Source organism: Kribbella capetownensis (assembly GCF_004331485.1).
In the GTDB taxonomy this organism is placed as follows: Bacteria; Actinomycetota; Actinomycetes; order Propionibacteriales; family Kribbellaceae; genus Kribbella; species Kribbella capetownensis.
Map to the genome: position 1 here is coordinate 323,592 of NZ_SJKD01000003.1, position 16,348 is coordinate 339,939.

General features: G+C 67.9%; 14 protein-coding genes and 1 pseudogene. 4 read left to right on the forward strand and 11 right to left on the reverse strand.

Annotated elements, in window-relative coordinates; all coding sequences use genetic code 11:
- Window positions 1–42 precede the first annotated feature (42 nt).
- Complete coding sequence (locus tag E0H75_RS16290) at window positions 43–393, reverse strand: MmcQ/YjbR family DNA-binding protein (protein WP_131514393.1); 351 nt, start codon at window positions 391–393, stop codon at window positions 43–45.
- 46 nt (window positions 394–439) lie between these two features.
- Entirely contained in the window at window positions 440–808 is a 369-nt protein-coding gene (locus tag E0H75_RS16295; RefSeq protein ID WP_131514394.1) for a VOC family protein, read from the reverse strand.
- Between the two features lie 88 nt (window positions 809–896).
- Between E0H75_RS16295 and E0H75_RS16300 the strand changes: the two genes are divergently transcribed.
- Entirely contained in the window at window positions 897–1,826 is a 930-nt protein-coding gene (locus tag E0H75_RS16300) for a nitrilase-related carbon-nitrogen hydrolase (RefSeq protein ID WP_131514395.1), read from the forward strand.
- Between the two features lie 45 nt (window positions 1,827–1,871).
- Here the strand turns inward: E0H75_RS16300 and uvrB are convergent, their stop codons facing one another.
- From uvrB to E0H75_RS16340, 8 genes are all read right to left on the reverse strand, one after another.
- Window positions 1,872–3,977, reverse strand: coding sequence for an excinuclease ABC subunit UvrB (gene uvrB, locus E0H75_RS16305; RefSeq protein ID WP_131514396.1), 2,106 nt, complete (start codon window positions 3,975–3,977; stop codon window positions 1,872–1,874).
- A 59-nt stretch (window positions 3,978–4,036) separates the two neighbouring features.
- On the reverse strand, window positions 4,037–4,786 hold the full coding sequence (locus E0H75_RS16310) for a hypothetical protein (protein WP_131514397.1): 750 nt from the start codon (window positions 4,784–4,786) through the stop codon (window positions 4,037–4,039).
- Between the two features lie 34 nt (window positions 4,787–4,820).
- A complete protein-coding gene (locus E0H75_RS16315) occupies window positions 4,821–5,558 on the reverse strand; it encodes a hypothetical protein (protein ID WP_131514398.1) in 738 nt (245 codons plus the stop codon).
- Window positions 5,559–5,602: 44 nt separating this feature from the next.
- A complete protein-coding gene (locus E0H75_RS43590) occupies window positions 5,603–6,703 on the reverse strand; it encodes a hypothetical protein (protein WP_131514399.1) in 1,101 nt (366 codons plus the stop codon).
- A complete protein-coding gene (locus E0H75_RS16325; protein WP_238163057.1) occupies window positions 6,700–7,881 on the reverse strand; it encodes a PrsW family glutamic-type intramembrane protease in 1,182 nt (393 codons plus the stop codon). Before E0H75_RS16325 ends, E0H75_RS43590 begins: the two co-directional genes overlap by 4 nt.
- A gap of 166 nt (window positions 7,882–8,047) precedes the next feature.
- Window positions 8,048–8,665 (reverse strand): dephospho-CoA kinase, encoded by a 618-nt coding sequence (coaE, locus tag E0H75_RS16330; protein ID WP_202873011.1) that lies wholly within the window; start codon window positions 8,663–8,665, stop codon window positions 8,048–8,050.
- A gap of 253 nt (window positions 8,666–8,918) precedes the next feature.
- Window positions 8,919–10,397 carry a 30S ribosomal protein S1 gene (gene rpsA, locus E0H75_RS16335; RefSeq protein WP_131351982.1) on the reverse strand — a complete coding sequence of 493 codons (1,479 nt, stop codon included), beginning with the start codon at window positions 10,395–10,397 and terminating at the stop codon, window positions 8,919–8,921.
- Between the two features lie 250 nt (window positions 10,398–10,647).
- A complete protein-coding gene (locus E0H75_RS16340) occupies window positions 10,648–11,538 on the reverse strand; it encodes a phosphotransferase family protein (RefSeq protein ID WP_131514402.1) in 891 nt (296 codons plus the stop codon).
- Between the two features lie 25 nt (window positions 11,539–11,563).
- Between E0H75_RS16340 and E0H75_RS16345 the strand changes: the two genes are divergently transcribed.
- The gene (locus E0H75_RS16345) at window positions 11,564–12,355 is read left to right on the forward strand and encodes a class I SAM-dependent methyltransferase (protein ID WP_238163058.1); all 792 of its coding nucleotides are present in this window, start codon (window positions 11,564–11,566) and stop codon (window positions 12,353–12,355) included.
- 2 nt (window positions 12,356–12,357) lie between these two features.
- On the opposite strand, the gene pgfA is transcribed toward E0H75_RS16345, so the two are convergent.
- Window positions 12,358–13,431, reverse strand: coding sequence for a cell envelope lipid trafficking protein PgfA (pgfA, locus tag E0H75_RS16350; protein WP_131514403.1), 1,074 nt, complete (start codon window positions 13,429–13,431; stop codon window positions 12,358–12,360).
- Window positions 13,432–13,542: 111 nt separating this feature from the next.
- Here pgfA and E0H75_RS16355 point away from each other — a divergent pair, with 111 nt between their 5' ends.
- Complete coding sequence (locus E0H75_RS16355) at window positions 13,543–15,300, forward strand: hypothetical protein (RefSeq protein ID WP_131514404.1); 1,758 nt, start codon at window positions 13,543–13,545, stop codon at window positions 15,298–15,300.
- Window positions 15,297–16,328: pseudogene (locus E0H75_RS16360) on the forward strand (acyltransferase family protein); the annotation flags it as partial. The gene E0H75_RS16355 and the pseudogene E0H75_RS16360, both read left to right, overlap by 4 nt.
- Window positions 16,329–16,348 lie beyond the last annotated feature (20 nt).

Here is a 16,348-nt window from a genome sequence, read left to right on the forward strand (position 1 = left end):
GCTGTGTGATCAGTCCGTCAGCTTCACGCGTGTCGTCCGCGGCTAGGTCGGACGCTTGCTCTTGGGGAGTTTGCCCACGATCGTCTCGTACGACGCATCGATCAGCTCGAGGATCTCGTCGTCCGGCACGCTGCCGCCGAGGCGGACGCTGTTCCAGCCGGAGCGGCCGATGTAGGCCATCTTGGTGACGTCGCCAGGGTAGGTGTCGACCAGCTCGTCGGCCTCCTCGCGGTTGGCGCCGCACTTGATCCCGACCCCGTGCCCGCCACCCAGGAACGCGAAGATCTTGTCGCCGACCTTGGCGACCACATCGCCCTCCCAAGGCTCGTCCTGCCACGCCCCCGGCTTCGCCAGGCAGTGCTCGAGCACCTCCGAGCCACTCAGTCGCGTCATCTCACATCCCTACCGGTCCGAACGGTTTCACGGCGTTGTCATGGGGTCAGCTGTGTGAGACGGCCTCGACGTTGTTGCCGTCGGGGTCTCGGACGAAGACGGCGTAGTAGCCGGGGTGGTACTCCGGCCACTCCTTCGGCTCGTGCAGGATCTCGGCGCCCAGGTCTCGGGCGGTCCGGTGGACCGTGTCCACGGTCGTCCGGTTCGGGGCCGTGAACGCGACGTGGATCTCCCGCTGCGTACCGCCGGTCGTCTGCTTCCCGAGCCAGAACTTCGGTGCGCCGTCCGGCCCGCCCAGGGCCAGTACGTCGCCGAACTCCATGACGACGGAGATCCCGATCGGCGCGAGCAGCGTCTCGTAGAACCGGCGACTCGCGTCCAGGTCGTCACATTGCAGCGACAGGTGATCGAACATGGCGTCCTCCCCTTGGTGATCCTGGAACGCACGCTAGCCCCTCCCGGGGACAGAACTCGACCGTCGGACACGACCTAGGCTGCGGGGCATGAACTCAGTCGTCGTTGCCGCGATCCAGGCCGGCTCCACTCTGTTCGACACGCCCGCGACCCTGACGAGGGCGGAGCGATACGTTCGCGAGGCGGCCTCGGCCGGTGCACGGCTGATCGTGCTGCCGGAGGCGTTCCTGGGCGGGTACCCGAAGGGTCTGGACTTCGGCGTGACGGTCGGTTCCCGATCGCCGGGGGGACGCGACACGTTCCGTCGGTATCGCGAGGCGGCGATCGACGTACCTGGATCGGAGACGGGACGGTTGGCGGAGTTGGCCGGCGAGCTCGGCGTACGCCTGGTTGCCGGCGTGATCGAGCGCGCCGGTGGAACGCTGTACTGCACGGCCGTGTTCATCGATCCTCGGCAAGGGTTGGTGGCGAAGCATCGCAAGCTGATGCCGACCGCGGCCGAGCGCTTCCTGTGGGGTCAGGGAGATGGGTCGACGATGCCGGCGGTGCGGACGCCGTACGGGGTGCTGGGGGCGGCGATCTGCTGGGAGAACTACATGCCGCTGTTCCGGCAGGCCATGTACGCCAAGGGAGTCGAGATCTGGTGTGCGCCGACGGTCGACGACCGCGAGCAGTGGCAGGCGACGATGCGGCACGTCGCGCTCGAGGGGCGGTGCTTCGTGATCAGCGCGAACCAGTACCTGACCCGGGCCGATCTCGCCGACGATCTGCATCCCGTCCAGGGTGAGGCGCCGGACACAGTCCTGATCGACGGCGGGAGCGTGGTGATCTCACCGCTGGGCGAGATCCTCGCCGGCCCGTTGCGCGGTGGCGAGGGCGTCCTGCTCGCGGAACTCGACCTCAGCGACCTGGACCGCGGCAAGTTCGACTTCGACCCGAACGGCCACTACGCCCGCCCCGACCTCTTCACCCTCCTCATCAACGAATCACCCCAGCACACAGTCGAACCACGCCCCTGAGCAACCGACCCGGCCGACACAGGTCGGCCGGGGCTGATCGCTCTCCTACTTCATGCCGGCGTTGGTCATCTGGCGAAGTTCCTTCTTCAGCTCGGAGATCTCGTCGCGGTACCGGGCCGCGACCTCGAACTGGAGCTCGGCCGCCGCGTTGTGCATCTGGTCGGTCAGCTGCTGGATCAGGTCGGCCAGGTCGGACGACGGCAGCCCGCCGGCCAGCTCCTTCGCCTTCTCGCCTGCCTTCGCCTTGCCGCCACCCGGCACCGGCGCCTTGCCCCGCGACTGGGTCCGGCCGGAGCCGAGCAGGTCTGCCGTGTCCGCGTCCTCGCGGGCCAGCATGTCGGTGATGTCGGCGATCTTCTTCCGCAGCGGCTGCGGGTCGACCCCGTTCGCCTCGTTGTAGGCGATCTGTTTCGCGCGGCGCCGGTTGGTCTCGTCGATCGCAAGTTCCATCGACGGGGTGATCTTGTCGGCGTACATGAACACCTGGCCGGACACGTTCCGGGCGGCACGGCCGATGGTCTGGATCAGCGACCGGCCGGAGCGCAGGAAGCCTTCCTTGTCCGCGTCCAGGATCGCGACCAGCGACACCTCGGGCAGGTCCAGGCCCTCACGCAGCAGGTTGATGCCGACCAGTACGTCGTACTCGCCCTGGCGCAGCTCGCGGAGCAGCTCGACCCGGCGCAGCGTGTCCACCTCGCTGTGCAGGTACCTGGTCCGGATGCCCATCTCCAGCAGGTAGTCGGTCAGGTCCTCGGACATCTTCTTGGTCAGTGTGGTGACCAGGACGCGCTCGTCCCGCTCGACCCGGAGCCGGATCTCGTGGATCAGGTCGTCGATCTGCCCCTTGGTCGGCTTCACGATCACCTCGGGGTCGACCAGACCGGTCGGCCGGATGAGCTGCTCGACGAAGCCGTCCGACTTGTCCTGCTCGTACTGCCCTGGCGTCGCGGACAGGTAGACGGTCTGGCCGATCCGCTCCAGGAACTCCTCCCAGCGCAGCGGCCGGTTGTCCATCGCGGACGGCAGCCGGAACCCGTGCTCGACCAGGGTCCGCTTCCGGGACATGTCGCCCTCGTACATACCGCCGATCTGGGGGACGGTCACGTGGGACTCGTCGATGACCAGCACGAAGTCCTCGGGGAAGTAGTCCAGCAGGCAGTGCGGCGCCGTCCCGGGCTCACGGCCGTCGGTGTGGCGCGAGTAGTTCTCGATACCCGAGCAGGTCCCGATCTGACGCATCATCTCGATGTCGTACGTCGTCCGCATCCGCAGCCGCTGCGCCTCCAGCAACTGGCCGCCGCGCTCGAGCTCGGCCAGCCGCTCCTCCAGCTCGGCCTCGATCGACGTGATCGCGCGCTCCATCCGCTCCGGCGCCGTCACGTAGTGCGTCGCGGCGCCGATGTAGACCTCGTCCTCCTCGCTGATGACCTCGCCGGTCAGCGGGTGCAGCGTCATCACGCGCTCGATCTCGTCGCCGAAGAACTCCACCCGGACGGCGAGCTCCTGGTACACCGGGAAGACCTCGAGCGTGTCGCCGCGGACCCGGAACGTGCCGCGGGTGCCGGCCAGGTCGTTGCGCGCGTACTGCACCCCGACGAGCTTGCGCAGCAGCCCGTCGCGGTCCATCTCGGTGCCGACCTTCACGTGGATCATCCGGTTCAGGTACTCGTCGGCCGAGCCCAGGCCGTAGATGCAGGAGACGGTCGCGACCACGATCACGTCGCGGCGGGTCAGCAGCGACCAGGTCGCCGAGTGCCGCAGCCGCTCGACCTCCTCGTTGATCGAGGAGTCCTTCTCGATGTAGGTGTCGGTCTGCGGGACGTACGCCTCCGGCTGGTAGTAGTCGTAGTACGAGACGAAGTACTCGACGGCGTTGGCCGGGAAGAAGTGCCGCAACTCGTTCGCGAACTGCGCGGCGAGGGTCTTGTTCGGTTGCAGGATGAGCATCGGGCGCTGGACCTTCTCGGCCAGCCAGGCGATCGTGGCGGTCTTGCCGGTACCGGTCGCGCCGAGCAGCACGACGTCCTGCTCACCGCTGTTGATCCGGCGTTCCAGGTCCGCGATCGCGGCCGGCTGGTCGCCGGCCGGCTCGAAATCGGACACCACCTCGAGTGGCGCCACCATACGTTGAAGATCTGAGACCTGTCTCATGCCCTCCACCGTACGGCGCCGCGCCGACAGTTCCGAAAAACCCCAGGTCAGGGGCCAGATCAGAAGCTTTTCATCAGGGTGTTGTTCATGTAGACGAGCTCGCGGACCCGGCGCTTGTAGACGCTGAGTTCCAGGGCCGCGTCGGTGGCGGTGATCTTGCCGGACTGGTCGGCGTACGCCGTGACGAAGCCGCGGAACGGGAGGAACTTGCCGGCGGCGGCCGCGACGAGCGCGTTGAACGTCACCGCGTAGCAGGCCTTGATCGCCGGGTTGGTCGTCTTGCAGGCCACCGTCTTGCCGATCCGGACGTCCTTGAACCCGTCCGACTCGACGTCGACCAGGTGCTCGGCGAACCCCTTGGCGTCGTACTGCGTGGTCTGGCGGACCCAGTAGTAGCCGTCGATCCGGCCGCGCGCCCCGGGCTGCTGCAGGATGTAGTTCGTCCCGCCGTTGGACTTGTCCCAGTCCGGCAGCCACCCCTTGACCGGGGTGAACCAGAGCCCGCCACCGATCTCGACGCCGGTGTCGTACCGGCCCTTGGTGACGGCCGCCTTGGTCGGCGACGGCGTCGGCGGCGTGTACAGCGTGCCGGTCGGGTCCGGCGTCTGCTCGGCGACCGGCTGCTCCTTGTCGCCACCGGTCACCAGTACGACGACCCCGACGGCGATCAGCGCGATGGCGACGATCGTGCCGCCCATGATGATCCACCGGGATCGCATCGACCCCGACGACTGCCGTTGCGGCCGGCCCGGCCCACGTCCCCAACCGCCCGGCGCGGAGTTCGGGGGCGGCCCGTACTGCTGACTCATAACTCTTCCTCGCGGTCTGTCTGGGATGTCGTCGTCACAGGCTGTCGAGCACCGACTGCTTCATGGTCGCGGCGTCGGCCTCGGCTTGCGGCGCGAAGTCGATCCGGGTCCGGAAGTCCAGCGCGGTGACCACCTGGTCCTTGCGCCGGTACGCCTCGACGTACCCCTGGACCTTGACCTGCAGTCCGGTCTTGTCCTTCGTGGTGGAGGTGTAGCTGATCGCGACGCACTCCTCCAGGACGTCCTTCGGGCAGGTCAGGTTCCGTACGTTGCCGAGTTGGGCGATCTCGTTCTGGGTCTCGCCCTCGACGATCCCGAGCACGTACGCCTTCGCGGTCACGTTCTGCTTCTGCCGGACCCAGAAGAACGCGCGGGCGTCGCCGCTGGCCGCGTAGGAGACGAACTCCCTGCCCTGCGTCTCCTTCTCCAGCAGGCTCCAGCCCGCCGCCGGTACGACGGCGACGCCGGACCCGACCAGGACAGCGTTCGGCGGCGGCGTGTACGTCGACGTCGGCGTACTCGCGGTCGCCGTCGGGGACGGCGGTGGAGCCGGGTCGGCCTTGTCGTCCCCGCCGGACAGCAGGTAGAGCCCGACCGCGACCGCCACGACCACGATCAGGCCGGCACCGGCCGGGATCAGGTACGTCGGGATCCGCGGACCCTGAGTCGGGCCTGCGGACCGGGTCGGTCGCGACCGACCCGGCATTCGCCGCGACGGTGGCGGCTCCGGCGTACCCGGAGCCGCACCGTCGTCCGGCGCTGGGTTCCTCACCCAAGGGTTCGACCTGCCGGTCCCACCCTCGGCGCGCTTGCGGATCACTGGCTCTTGAGCACCGACTTCAGCATCTCGTTCGAGTCCTTGTTGATGGCATCGAACTTCGTCTTCAGCCCGTACACCCGCACCAGCGTGATCACGCCGTCGTTGCGCTCGACCACACCGACGAACCCGACCACCGGCTCGCTGCCGTTCTGGCTGGACGAGGTGGCGGAGAAGCTCTGCGTGGTGAGGATCTTCACCGGGGTCTTGTCGTCCGGCCCCGGCTTGGTCACCTTCGGCTCGTTCTTCTTCACCGCGGACAGGTCCCCGGTCTCGGCGCCGATCAGCTTCGGCAGGATGGTGTCGGTGTTCTCACCCTCCTTGCCCTTGAAGGCCTCCACCATGAAGTAGGCCTCCTTGGCCTTCAGCAGGTAGACACCGTCGAAGTCCTTCAACTCCTTGCGGACGTAGCCGGGCTGCGGCTTCACGAAGACGCCCTCGGCGACCTCGATGCCCTCGTCGACGTTCTCGGTCGGCTCGGTGCTCTGCCCGTTGGTCGGCTGCGGGGTCGGCTCGGCCTGCTTGTCGTCACCACGACCGAAGATCAGCGCCAGCACGACACCGATCACCGCGACGACGACGATCGCACCGCCGGCCAGGAACAGGATCTTGTTCCCGCCCTTGCTGCGCGGAGTCTGACCGCCGTACTGGCCCCACTGCTGCTGCTGGCCGGGGTACTGCTGTTGCTGACCCGGGTAGCCCTGCTGCTGGCCTTGGTACTGCTGCTGGCCCTGGTACGGCGCCTGCTGCTGACCGGGGTAGGGCTGCTGACCCTGACCCTGGTACTGCGGTTGACCCGGCTGACCGTAGCCCGGCGGCGGAGCCTGCGGCGGCCGTCCGGGCTGCTGCCCGTAACCAGGCTGCCCCTGTGGCTGCTGACCAGGCTGTTGATTGGGCTGACCGTACCCAGGCTGGCCCTGTGGTGGCTGCCCCGGCCGCTGGCCGTAGCCAGGCTGCCCTTGCGGCGGCTGCCCAGGCTGTTGACCGGGCTGACCGTAGCCAGGCTGACCCTGCTGACCCTGCTGACCCGGCTGGCCGCCGTACGGGGGCTGCTGCCCGGGGTGGCCACCCTGACCGTAGGGCGGTGGCTGGTTGCTCATGCCTGCGTCTCCCCAGTCGTCGCGTCGTATCCACCAGCCCCGCCGCCTGCCACGGCCTGTGCTGCCACACCGCGGGCGGACTTCGGTACGGATCGCACCGAGTTGCCGCACGCGGAGCAGAAGTCGGAATGCGGGAGCAGCGGCATCTCACAGCGCGAGCAGAACGCCAGGTCGCCCGACGCGTGGTTGGAGCCGCCGCGGGCGGCCGACTCCAGCGCCGCCTCCAGCAGACCCTTGTGCAGGACCGTGCGGACCCGGATGATCAGCGCGCCGAGCAGCAGCAGGCCCCAGACCACACCGAGGATCGCGCCGACGGTCGAACCGTGGCCGCCGACGAACCCGAGCAGGTAGACCCCGCCCTGGAACAGCGCGTTGATCACGATCGCCTGGATCACACCGAACACCCAGCGAGGGGTGAAGCCGTCGTACCCTTCGCCCAGGCCGGAGAACTCCGCACCGGCCAGGCCGGTCGCCGAGCCGTAGATCAGCGGCTTGATGAAGCCGTGCAGCAGGACGATCGAGATCCAGGTGCCTGCGCTGCTGCCCGGACCGGCGAAGCCGCCGCTGATCCAGCCCCAGTGCAGCACCAGCGTCTCGAAGCACGCGTAGCCGACACCGGCCACGACGCCGAACGTGAAGCCGTCCATCAGGTCGTCGTACCGCGGCCGCGAGGCCAGGTAGAGCGGGCCGATCTGGCGGATCAGCTCCGACACCACCGGCACCAGCAGGAGCAGGATCAGCAGATCCCGCCCGGCCGGACCGGCGTCGTTGCCGCCGATCGTGTCCAGGCTCAGCGCGATCTTGTCCGACCAGATCCAGGTGAACACCGCGGCCAGTACTCCGGTGAGCACGAAGGCCGCGGCGACGACCGGGATCGGCTCGTCCTCCCAGAGGTTCACGTCGTACAGATAAAGGATGTAGACGATCGGGATCGAGAACGCCGCCACCATGATCGCCACCGGCAGCGCGCCGAGCGCGGCGGTGAGAACGGTCAGCAGCAGCGCGACACCGAGCGCCACCTTGTAGGTATAGGGCTGCTTGCCCGAGCCCTGCGGCATGATCGTCGAAACCAGCCGGAACGACGCCACTGGCTCATCGGGCCTGGCGGCGTACGCCTTCTTCCGCTCGGCATCCCCGGAGCGCAGATCATTGCCACAGTGGTGGCAGAAATGCGACACCTCGGGGACGTCTGAGTTACAGCGCGGACAGACCACGCCATCCTCCCAACCTTGGACGTCCGGACCGGCGCGGGGGCGCGCCGTCGGTGCCCGGCCCAGAGCCTGGGCCGAACCGGGACAGATTCTTGTACAGCCGGTCCCGGATTCATCATTTACCGCGCAGGGGTCACCTTTTCGTGTCCGGACCGTGCCCTGCCCGTCGTACCAGCTCCGCCCACACCTCGCCGACGCGGCGATCCAGCTCTTCGAGCCGGCCGGAATTGTCCACGACGAGACCGGCGACGGCGAGCCGATCCTCCCGCGACGCCTGGCTCGCGATGCGCTGTTTCGCTTCTGTGTCAGGCATTCCGCGCTGCGCGGTCAGCCGTTCGACCTGTACCTCGACCGGCACGTCCACGACCAGCAGTACGTCGAACGAGTCCGCCTGACCGGTCTCGACCAGCAGCGGGATGTCGTGCACGACGATCGCTCCGGCCGGTGCCGCGGCCTCGATCTCGGCGGCCCGCGCCCGCACTCGCGGATGAATGATCGCCTCGAGCTTGCGCCTGGCGTCCACATCACCGAACACGATCTTGCCCAGTGCGGGTCGATCGAGGTCGCCGTCGGCAGTGAGCACGCTCTCACCGAAGATCCGGACCACCTCGGCCAGCCCATCGGTGCCGCGCGCAACTACTTCCCGCGCGAGGACGTCGGAGTCGATCACCACCGCGCCCCGCTCGGCCAGCCGCGCGGACACCGCGCTCTTCCCGGCCCCGATGCCCCCGGTCAGTCCCACTCTCAGCACTCCTGCACCCTAGTCCTCCCCAGCTCCGCCCCACCGCCATTTGAACGGATAACCCCTCGGCTTGCCGGTTCTCCTGCCGGAATTGGGGCAGACAACCAGCAACCTCAAGGGTTATCCGTTCAAATGCCGTCGGGCCAGCGGGGCGGGTGGTGCGAGGCGGTGTGGGCGGTGCGAGGCGGTGTGGGCGGTAGGTGGACGAGCGAGACCCCCGCATCCAGTACGGGGATGCGGGGGCCTCGGGTCCTGCGGTGGATCAGCCCTGGCCGGTCAACTTCTCGCGGAGGGCCTGCAGCGCCTCGTCAGAAGCGAGCGCGCCCTCGACGGGAGCGTCGTCCTTCGGAGCCGCGGCCGAGGAGTACGTCGATGCCTCGCCGGCCTCGACGTCCGCCGTCTTGGCGTCCTCGATCTGCTTCTTGTGGGCCTCCCAGCGCGTGTGGGCCTCGGCGTACTGCCGCTCCCACTCCTCGCGCTGCGCGTCGAAGCCCTCGAGCCACTCGCCGGTCTCCGGGTCGAAGCCCTCGGGGTAGACGTAGTTGCCCTGGTCGTCGTACGTCGCGGTCATGCCGTACAGCGTCGGGTCGAAGTCGTCCGAGACCGGGTCCAGTCCCTCGTTGGCCTGCTTCAGCGACAACGAGATCCGGCGACGCTCGAGGTCGATGTCGATGATCTTGACCATCGTGTCGTCGTTGACCTGGACGACCTGCTCCGGGATCTCGACGTGACGCTCGGCCAGCTCGGAGATGTGCACCAGACCCTCGATGCCCTCCTCGACCCGCACGAACGCACCGAACGGAACCAGCTTGGTGACCTTGCCGGGCACGATCTGGCCCATCTGGTGGGTCCGGGCGAACTGCTGCCACGGGTCTTCCTGGGTCGCCTTCAGCGACAGTGAGACGCGCTCGCGGTCCATGTCGACGTCCAGCACCTCGACGGTGACCTCCTGGCCGACCTCGACCACCTCGGTCGGGTGGTCGATGTGCTTCCAGGACAGCTCCGACACGTGCACCAGGCCGTCGACGCCACCGAGGTCCACGAACGCACCGAAGTTGACGATCGAGGACACGACACCCTTGCGGATCTGGCCCTTCTGCAGCTGGGTGAGGAAGTTCATCCGCACCTCGGACTGGGTCTGCTCCAGCCAGGCGCGGCGGGACAGGACCACGTTGTTGCGGTTCTTGTCCAGCTCGATGATCTTCGCCTCGATCTCCTGGCCGACGTACGGCTGGAGGTCGCGGACCCGGCGCATCTCGACCAGGGAGGCGGGCAGGAAGCCACGCAGGCCGATGTCGAGGATGAGGCCACCCTTGACGACCTCGATGACGGTGCCGGTGACGACGCCGTCCTCCTCCTTGATCTTCTCGATCGTGCCCCAGGCCTTCTCGTACTGGGCGCGCTTCTTCGAGAGGATCAGACGGCCTTCCTTGTCCTCCTTCTGGAGTACAAGGGCCTCGACGTGGTCGCCGACGTTGACGACCTCGTTCGGGTCGACGTCGTGCTTGATCGACAGCTCCCGGGAAGGGATGACGCCTTCGGTCTTGTAACCGATGTCGAGCAGGACCTCGTCCCGGTCGACCTTGACGATGGTGCCCTCGACGATGTCGCCGTCGTTGAAGTACTTGATGGTCTGATCGATCGCCGCGAGGAAGTCTTCCTCCGACCCGATGTCATTGACCGCTACCTGCGGGGTGTTGCGCACTGCGGGGTCGAGAGGTGCCTCGATGCTGGCCGTCATGTGGTGGGTTGCTCCGTGGACTGGTGGTGTCGTTCGGTCGCGCCATGTTCCGTTGGATCGCACCAAACCGCTGGATTGCCTGAAGAGGACAGATTCACCACCGACTGCTGCGAGCACGAGCCTGCTCCGTCCGAGGTCGCGCGGGCCCATAGCGCATCTGACAGAATACGTGTACTGACGAAGGCAGGGCAACCCGGGGCACCCGGCCTCCACCGGCTGCCCGCCGAGGCTTCCCGACGTTTCACTGATCTCAATGTACGACGTCCAGGTCGACTCGGCCCCCCGCGAGGGTACTCGTGTCCGCCATTCGGGAGACCAGGTCGTGCGCTGCGGCCGCGATCTCGTGCTCGGTGGAGCGTGCGGCCAGATCCAGCAGCGCCCACAGATCCGCCGCCCGCCCGAGGTCGACCAGCGGCTCGCCCAGCCCCGGCCCGCTCCCCCGGATCACGCTCAGCACCGCGCCGGCCAGCACTGGATCGGAGCAGAACCGGAAAAGGTTTCCCATATCCGTGTACGGCGACCCGGCGTGGCTGAACTCCCAGTCGATCAGCCCGGTGATCCGGGCCGTGGCCGGGTCGACCAGCAGGTTCTTCGGATTGAAGTCGCTGTGCACCAGGCAGACCCGGTCGACCCCCTCGGCCAGCACGTCCTCGGCCTCGGCGATGACCACGCCGAACCGCTCCAGCTGCCCCGGATCCAGGCCGAGGTCGAGGCCTCCGACGTACTGCTCCAGATCCCCGAGACCGAACGGCTCGATCGCCAGCTCGCCGCCGCGGAACTCGCCGAAGGTCAGGAACGGCATCCCGCTCAGCCGCACCAGCAGCTCACCCAACTGCTCCCCGACCGTCCGCCGCTCCGACTCCCCCGCAGTCTCGAGGTACACCTGCAGGTTGATCCCCGGCAGCCGCTCGGTCAGCAGGTACGGCGGATCGTCCGCCGACCCCTCGCGCTTGGCCTCCAACACCTTCGGGACGGGCAGCAGCCCACGGACCAGCTGCAGCAACGCGGCGTCCACGGCCGCCCGCTCCGGCTGCTTCACATACAGCTTCAGTACGGCGTCCTCACCGCCGGCGCTCACGGCGTACGTCTGCCCGCCGTACCCACCCGCCAACGGAACAGCACTGGCCGCGAAGTCGCTCATACCGCTGAACATTAGAGTTTGGTTCGTGAGCGGGCCGGTGCGGGTGGAGTTGAGCGAGGCGGAGACCTCCCGGGCCAGCCGGGCGTACTGGAACTCCGCGGCCGACGAGTACTTGTCGGAGCACGGCGAGTTCCTCGGCGACGACCGCTTCATTTGGAGCCCCGAAGGTGTCGACGAGGAGTCGGCCCAACTGCTCGGGCCGGTCCGGGGCAAGCGCATCCTCGAAGTCGGCTGCGGCGGTGCCCAGTGCTCGCGCTGGCTGGCCGGCCAAGGCGCCGAGGTGGTCGCGTTCGACATCTCGCTCGAGCAACTCCGGATCGCCCGGCAACTCGACGCCCGCACCGGCATCGCGGTCCGCACTGTCGCCGCCGACGCGGTAGCCCTCCCCTATCAGAGCAGTACGTTCGACATCGTCTGCTCGGCGTTCGGTGCGCTGCCGTTCGTCGCCGACGCCACCATCGCACTCCGCGAGATCGCCCGGACCCTGAAGCCGGGCGGACTGCTGGTGTTCTCGGTGACACACCCGATCCGCTGGGCCATGCCGGACGACCCGACCCCCGCCGGTCTGCGGATCACCCATTCGTACTTCGACCGGACGCCGTACGTCGAAGTGGACGACGCAGGTACGCCGATCTACGCCGAGCACCACCGGACGACCGGCGACTGGATCCGGGCGCTCACCACCGGGGGCTTCGTCGTGGACGACCTGCTGGAGCCGGAGTGGCCGGCCGGGCACGATCTGGTCTGGGGTGGCTGGGGACCAGACCGCGGCCGGCTCGTTCCCGGCACCGCGATCTGGTCCGCCCACAAGGCCTGAGCTCAGTCCGCCTTCCTGGGCCGGAGCTGGAAGAACCCGACCGATGCCAGCAACAGCAGACCGAGGATCAGCGACAGCAGCGGCACCCAGAAGCCGATCAGGTGCAGTTGCGCTGCCTTCGACTGGTAGCCGCCCTCGGCGACACCGTTCTCGGTCGCGCCCTTCACGTTCTTCGCGACCGTGGCGTCGTCGTACTCGATCGTGACCTGGGTGGCGATCAGCTTGTCCTCGCCGTTGTACGCGATGGTGGCGAGTTGCTGCTCCCGGCCCTTGATGATCGCGCCGGTGATCGGCTCGACCCACAGGGTCCGGGTGTTCTTGTAGGTGCGCTGGACGACGACCGAGTCCTTGCCGGAGTCACCGACCAGGCTGCCCGGTACCTCCAGCGGCTTGGCCTGCGGGACCTCCTTCTTCGGGATCTCCTGCTCGAAGACATAGACGTTCAGCCCGTCGAGCGGCTCCTCCCCCTTGAAGTCGATCGGGAACGCCTTGCGCAGTGTGGTGTCCCAGAAGGGGTACGTCTTCTTCTCGGTGCCGAACGGGAACTTCAGCACCAGACCCTCGTGCCCCGAGAACAGCGCGCTGTTCTGGCCGGGCTTCAGCCGATCCGCCTTCTCCAGCGTGGTCGCGATGTACTCGCCGCTGTTGTCGTCGCCGGACGGGTTCCAGCGCACGGCCTCGCCGGTGTGCGCGTCGAGCACGACCCGCTCCTGGACGAAGCTGAGCGGCAGCTCGGCGGTCTTCGACGAGTCGTCGGGGAACTGGTAGTTCTTCGAGTCGTCGGTCACCACGGCGGTGTCGAACACCACGACTTCGCGGTTCAGCGCCTTGCTGATCTTGTCCGCCGCGACCACGTCGCCGCGGACGGTCCGGCGTGCCTCGAGCTCGACGCCGGTCTTCTGTTTCAGGTCGGCGGCGCTGAAGATCGTAGCGTCCTTCCCGACCGACACCGTGTGCGCAGTCTGGTCCGCGGGCGCCACCGCGAGCGTCGGATACGCATAGAACCTGGCCAGCGCCGCGATGCCGACGAAGAACACGCCGAGCCCGATCAGCACCACACGACTACGAGTCCCCACTGCTTCCCCTCCCGGTCTGTCCGCGGGACGCTACCAGCGGGTAGGCACCTTGAACAGACGGCGGCGACAACAAAGTTCGCCCAGGTCAGAACTGACATATAGTCGCGCCGCATGAGGGGGATCTGGACACTGCCGGACGCGCCGAAGTCATCGGTTCTCCGGGGTCTCGTGGTGGCTGTCGCGGTGGTGCAGTCGGTGGTTCTCGGGCTGCTCGCGCGCCGCGGTTCGTGGCTGAGCGACGACCTCGACTTCCTGGTCCAGGGCAGTCGCGGATTCGCACCGGCCGAGCTGCTCACCCCGGTGAACGACCACATCGCGCCGGGCCTGCGGTTCGTCTACGCGGTCTTCGCGAAGGTCGCGCCACTCAACCACGACTTCACCGTCGGGTGGCGGACGGTGATGCAGGCGCTCGCGATCACGCTGATGGGTCTGCTGCTCCTGCGCCTGCTCGGCTCGAGCTGGTGGGTCCTCCTCGGCACCCTCTTCTACGCGCTCACCCCGCTGAGCATGCCGTCGTTCATGTCGCTGTCGAGCGGTGTCAACAACCTGTCCGCGCACGTCTTCGGCCTACTGTTGCTGCACGCAACCATCGACTGGTACGACGGTCACCGTCGGGCGCTCGCCTACGGCCCGCTCGCGCTGCTGATCTCGCTGGCCTGCTGGGAGAAGTCCGGGCTGATCCTGGTCACGGCCATCGCCTTGGCCCTCTACCTTCGCGAGCAGCCGATGCGCGTCTGGCTTGGCAAGACCTGGCCCTTCGCTGCCGCGCTCGCCGCTCCGATAGTTGCCTTCGGCACTCTCTATCTGACCCGCGGCAATCCGTCCCGCGGCCGTGTCCTGTCTGCGTCGCAGCTGCTCGAACTGATCGCCCGCGGCTTCGAGGTACCGGTCTCCGCAGCGGTGGGCGGACCCTGGAGGTGGGCTCCGGCGGGACAGCCGCTGAGCCTTGCCGCTCCGCCGGTCGCAGCGGTGGTGCTCGGTGCGCTGGTGGGCGGTTTGCTCCTCGTGGTCGCCTTCCGCCACAACCACCGTGCGCTCCTGCTGTGGGCCTCAGTGGTCTCCTACGTCCTGGTGACCGTGGCGCTGGTGTCCTACGGACGCTTCACCGGATTCGGGTCGGTCTTCACCGTGCACTACCACTACTGGTCCGATCTCTCGATCCCGTTGACGTTGGCCGTCGTACTGTCGGCGTCCACGGTGCGGATCGCCGTACCTGCCGTCGGACTGGCCTGCCTTCTCGTCGGAGTGGTTGTGTCGGACGTCGGGTTCGCCGGGCCGTGGGGAAGGAATCCGGCCAAGGCCTACTTCGCGACGGTCACGGCCGAGCTGGATCGGACCGGACCGAACGTGAACCTGTGGGACACCTCGATGCCACAGCCGATCGGCACCGCACTCATGTCCGACCCCAGGTTGTCACCAGTACTGCGGATGGCGGGGAAGGAGTTCCGGCTGCAAGCGGCGGGAAGTGAGCCGCTGCTGGTCGACGACACCGGACACATCCGGCCGGCGCCGTTCGCGGTGTGGTCACGCGCCGAGCCGCCTACCCGCGGGAACTCGTTCTGCAACCTGCTCGTGCACGGCACCGAGCCGCTGACCATCCGCCTGACACCGGTGCAGAACGAGGTCGCGACCGCCGAGTGGTTCATCAAGGCCGCGTACTTCTCCAATCGCGAGAACCAGGTATCCGTCGAGCTACTCGATGCGGACGGCAACATCGCCGCACTCCCGGCCGCCGACTGGCCGGCCGGTGTTGGGAGCATGTACCTCGGCCCGTCGCACCGGATCAGAGCCACCGAGGTTCGGCTACGCTCCTCCGATCCCGCGACGAACCTCTGCGTAGAGAACCTCGAGATCGGACTGCCCAGATGAATCGAACACGCTTCCCGGCGCTGGACGGGTTGCGGGCGATCGGTGCGCTCGCGGTACTCACCACGCATGTCGGGTTTCATTCCGGCGCTTCGCTGAACGGGCCGTTCGCCGGTCTGCTGGCGCGGCTCGACGTCGGGGTGGCGATCTTCTTCGCGATCTCCGGGTTCCTGCTCTACCGGCCGCATGTGGTCGCGTGGTTCGACGGCACGCTGCCACCACTGACCTTGCCGTACCTGCGCAACCGTGCGCTGCGGATCCTGCCGGCCCTGTGGGTCGCGGTGCTGCTCGCCGCGTTCCTGGTCCCGCGGAAGGACGGCGTGGGCTGGGCGACGTACCTCCAGCACGCGTCGCTCACCCAGATCTACTTCGATGGACCGCCCGCGGACGGACTGACGCAGCTGTGGAGCCTGGCGACCGAGGTGGCGTTCTATCTGCTACTCCCGGCGCTGGCGAAGCTGCTGACCGGGTACGAGCGTCCGACCCGACGCAGCGTCCGCTGGCGTCTCGCCGTACTGGGTGTCCTCACTGTGCTCAGCCCGATCTGGATGGCCTCCATCAACGCGACCGGCCACCCCCGCGCCGGTCTGTGGCTGCCTGGGTATGTCGGTTGGTTCGCCGTCGGCATGGGATTCGCACTGTGGCAGGTCGCGCGCAGCAGCGGTCGCCTCGAGCCGTCCACGCTCGACACCCTCACGAAGATCCCCGGCACCATCTGGGGCGTCGCCGCGGCGCTGCTGGTCATCGCTGCGAGCCCACTGGCCGGCCCGTACGGTCTCTCGCCGTCCACTCCAGGTCAGGCGTTCCTGAAGAGCCTGCTCTACACAGGCATCGCGGCATGCATCCTGTTCCCAGCCCTGAACCCGACAGCGAGAACGGTCCGCATCCTCGGAGGCAAGATCGGCCACATCGCCGGAGACATCTCGTACGGCGTCTTCGCGTACCACCTGATCGTGCTGAGCGTGGTCGAGCGAGCCACCGGCTACGAGGTGTTCAGCGGCAAGTTCGCACTGCTGTTCTTCCCGACGCTGGTGGTGTCCGCCGGCGTCGC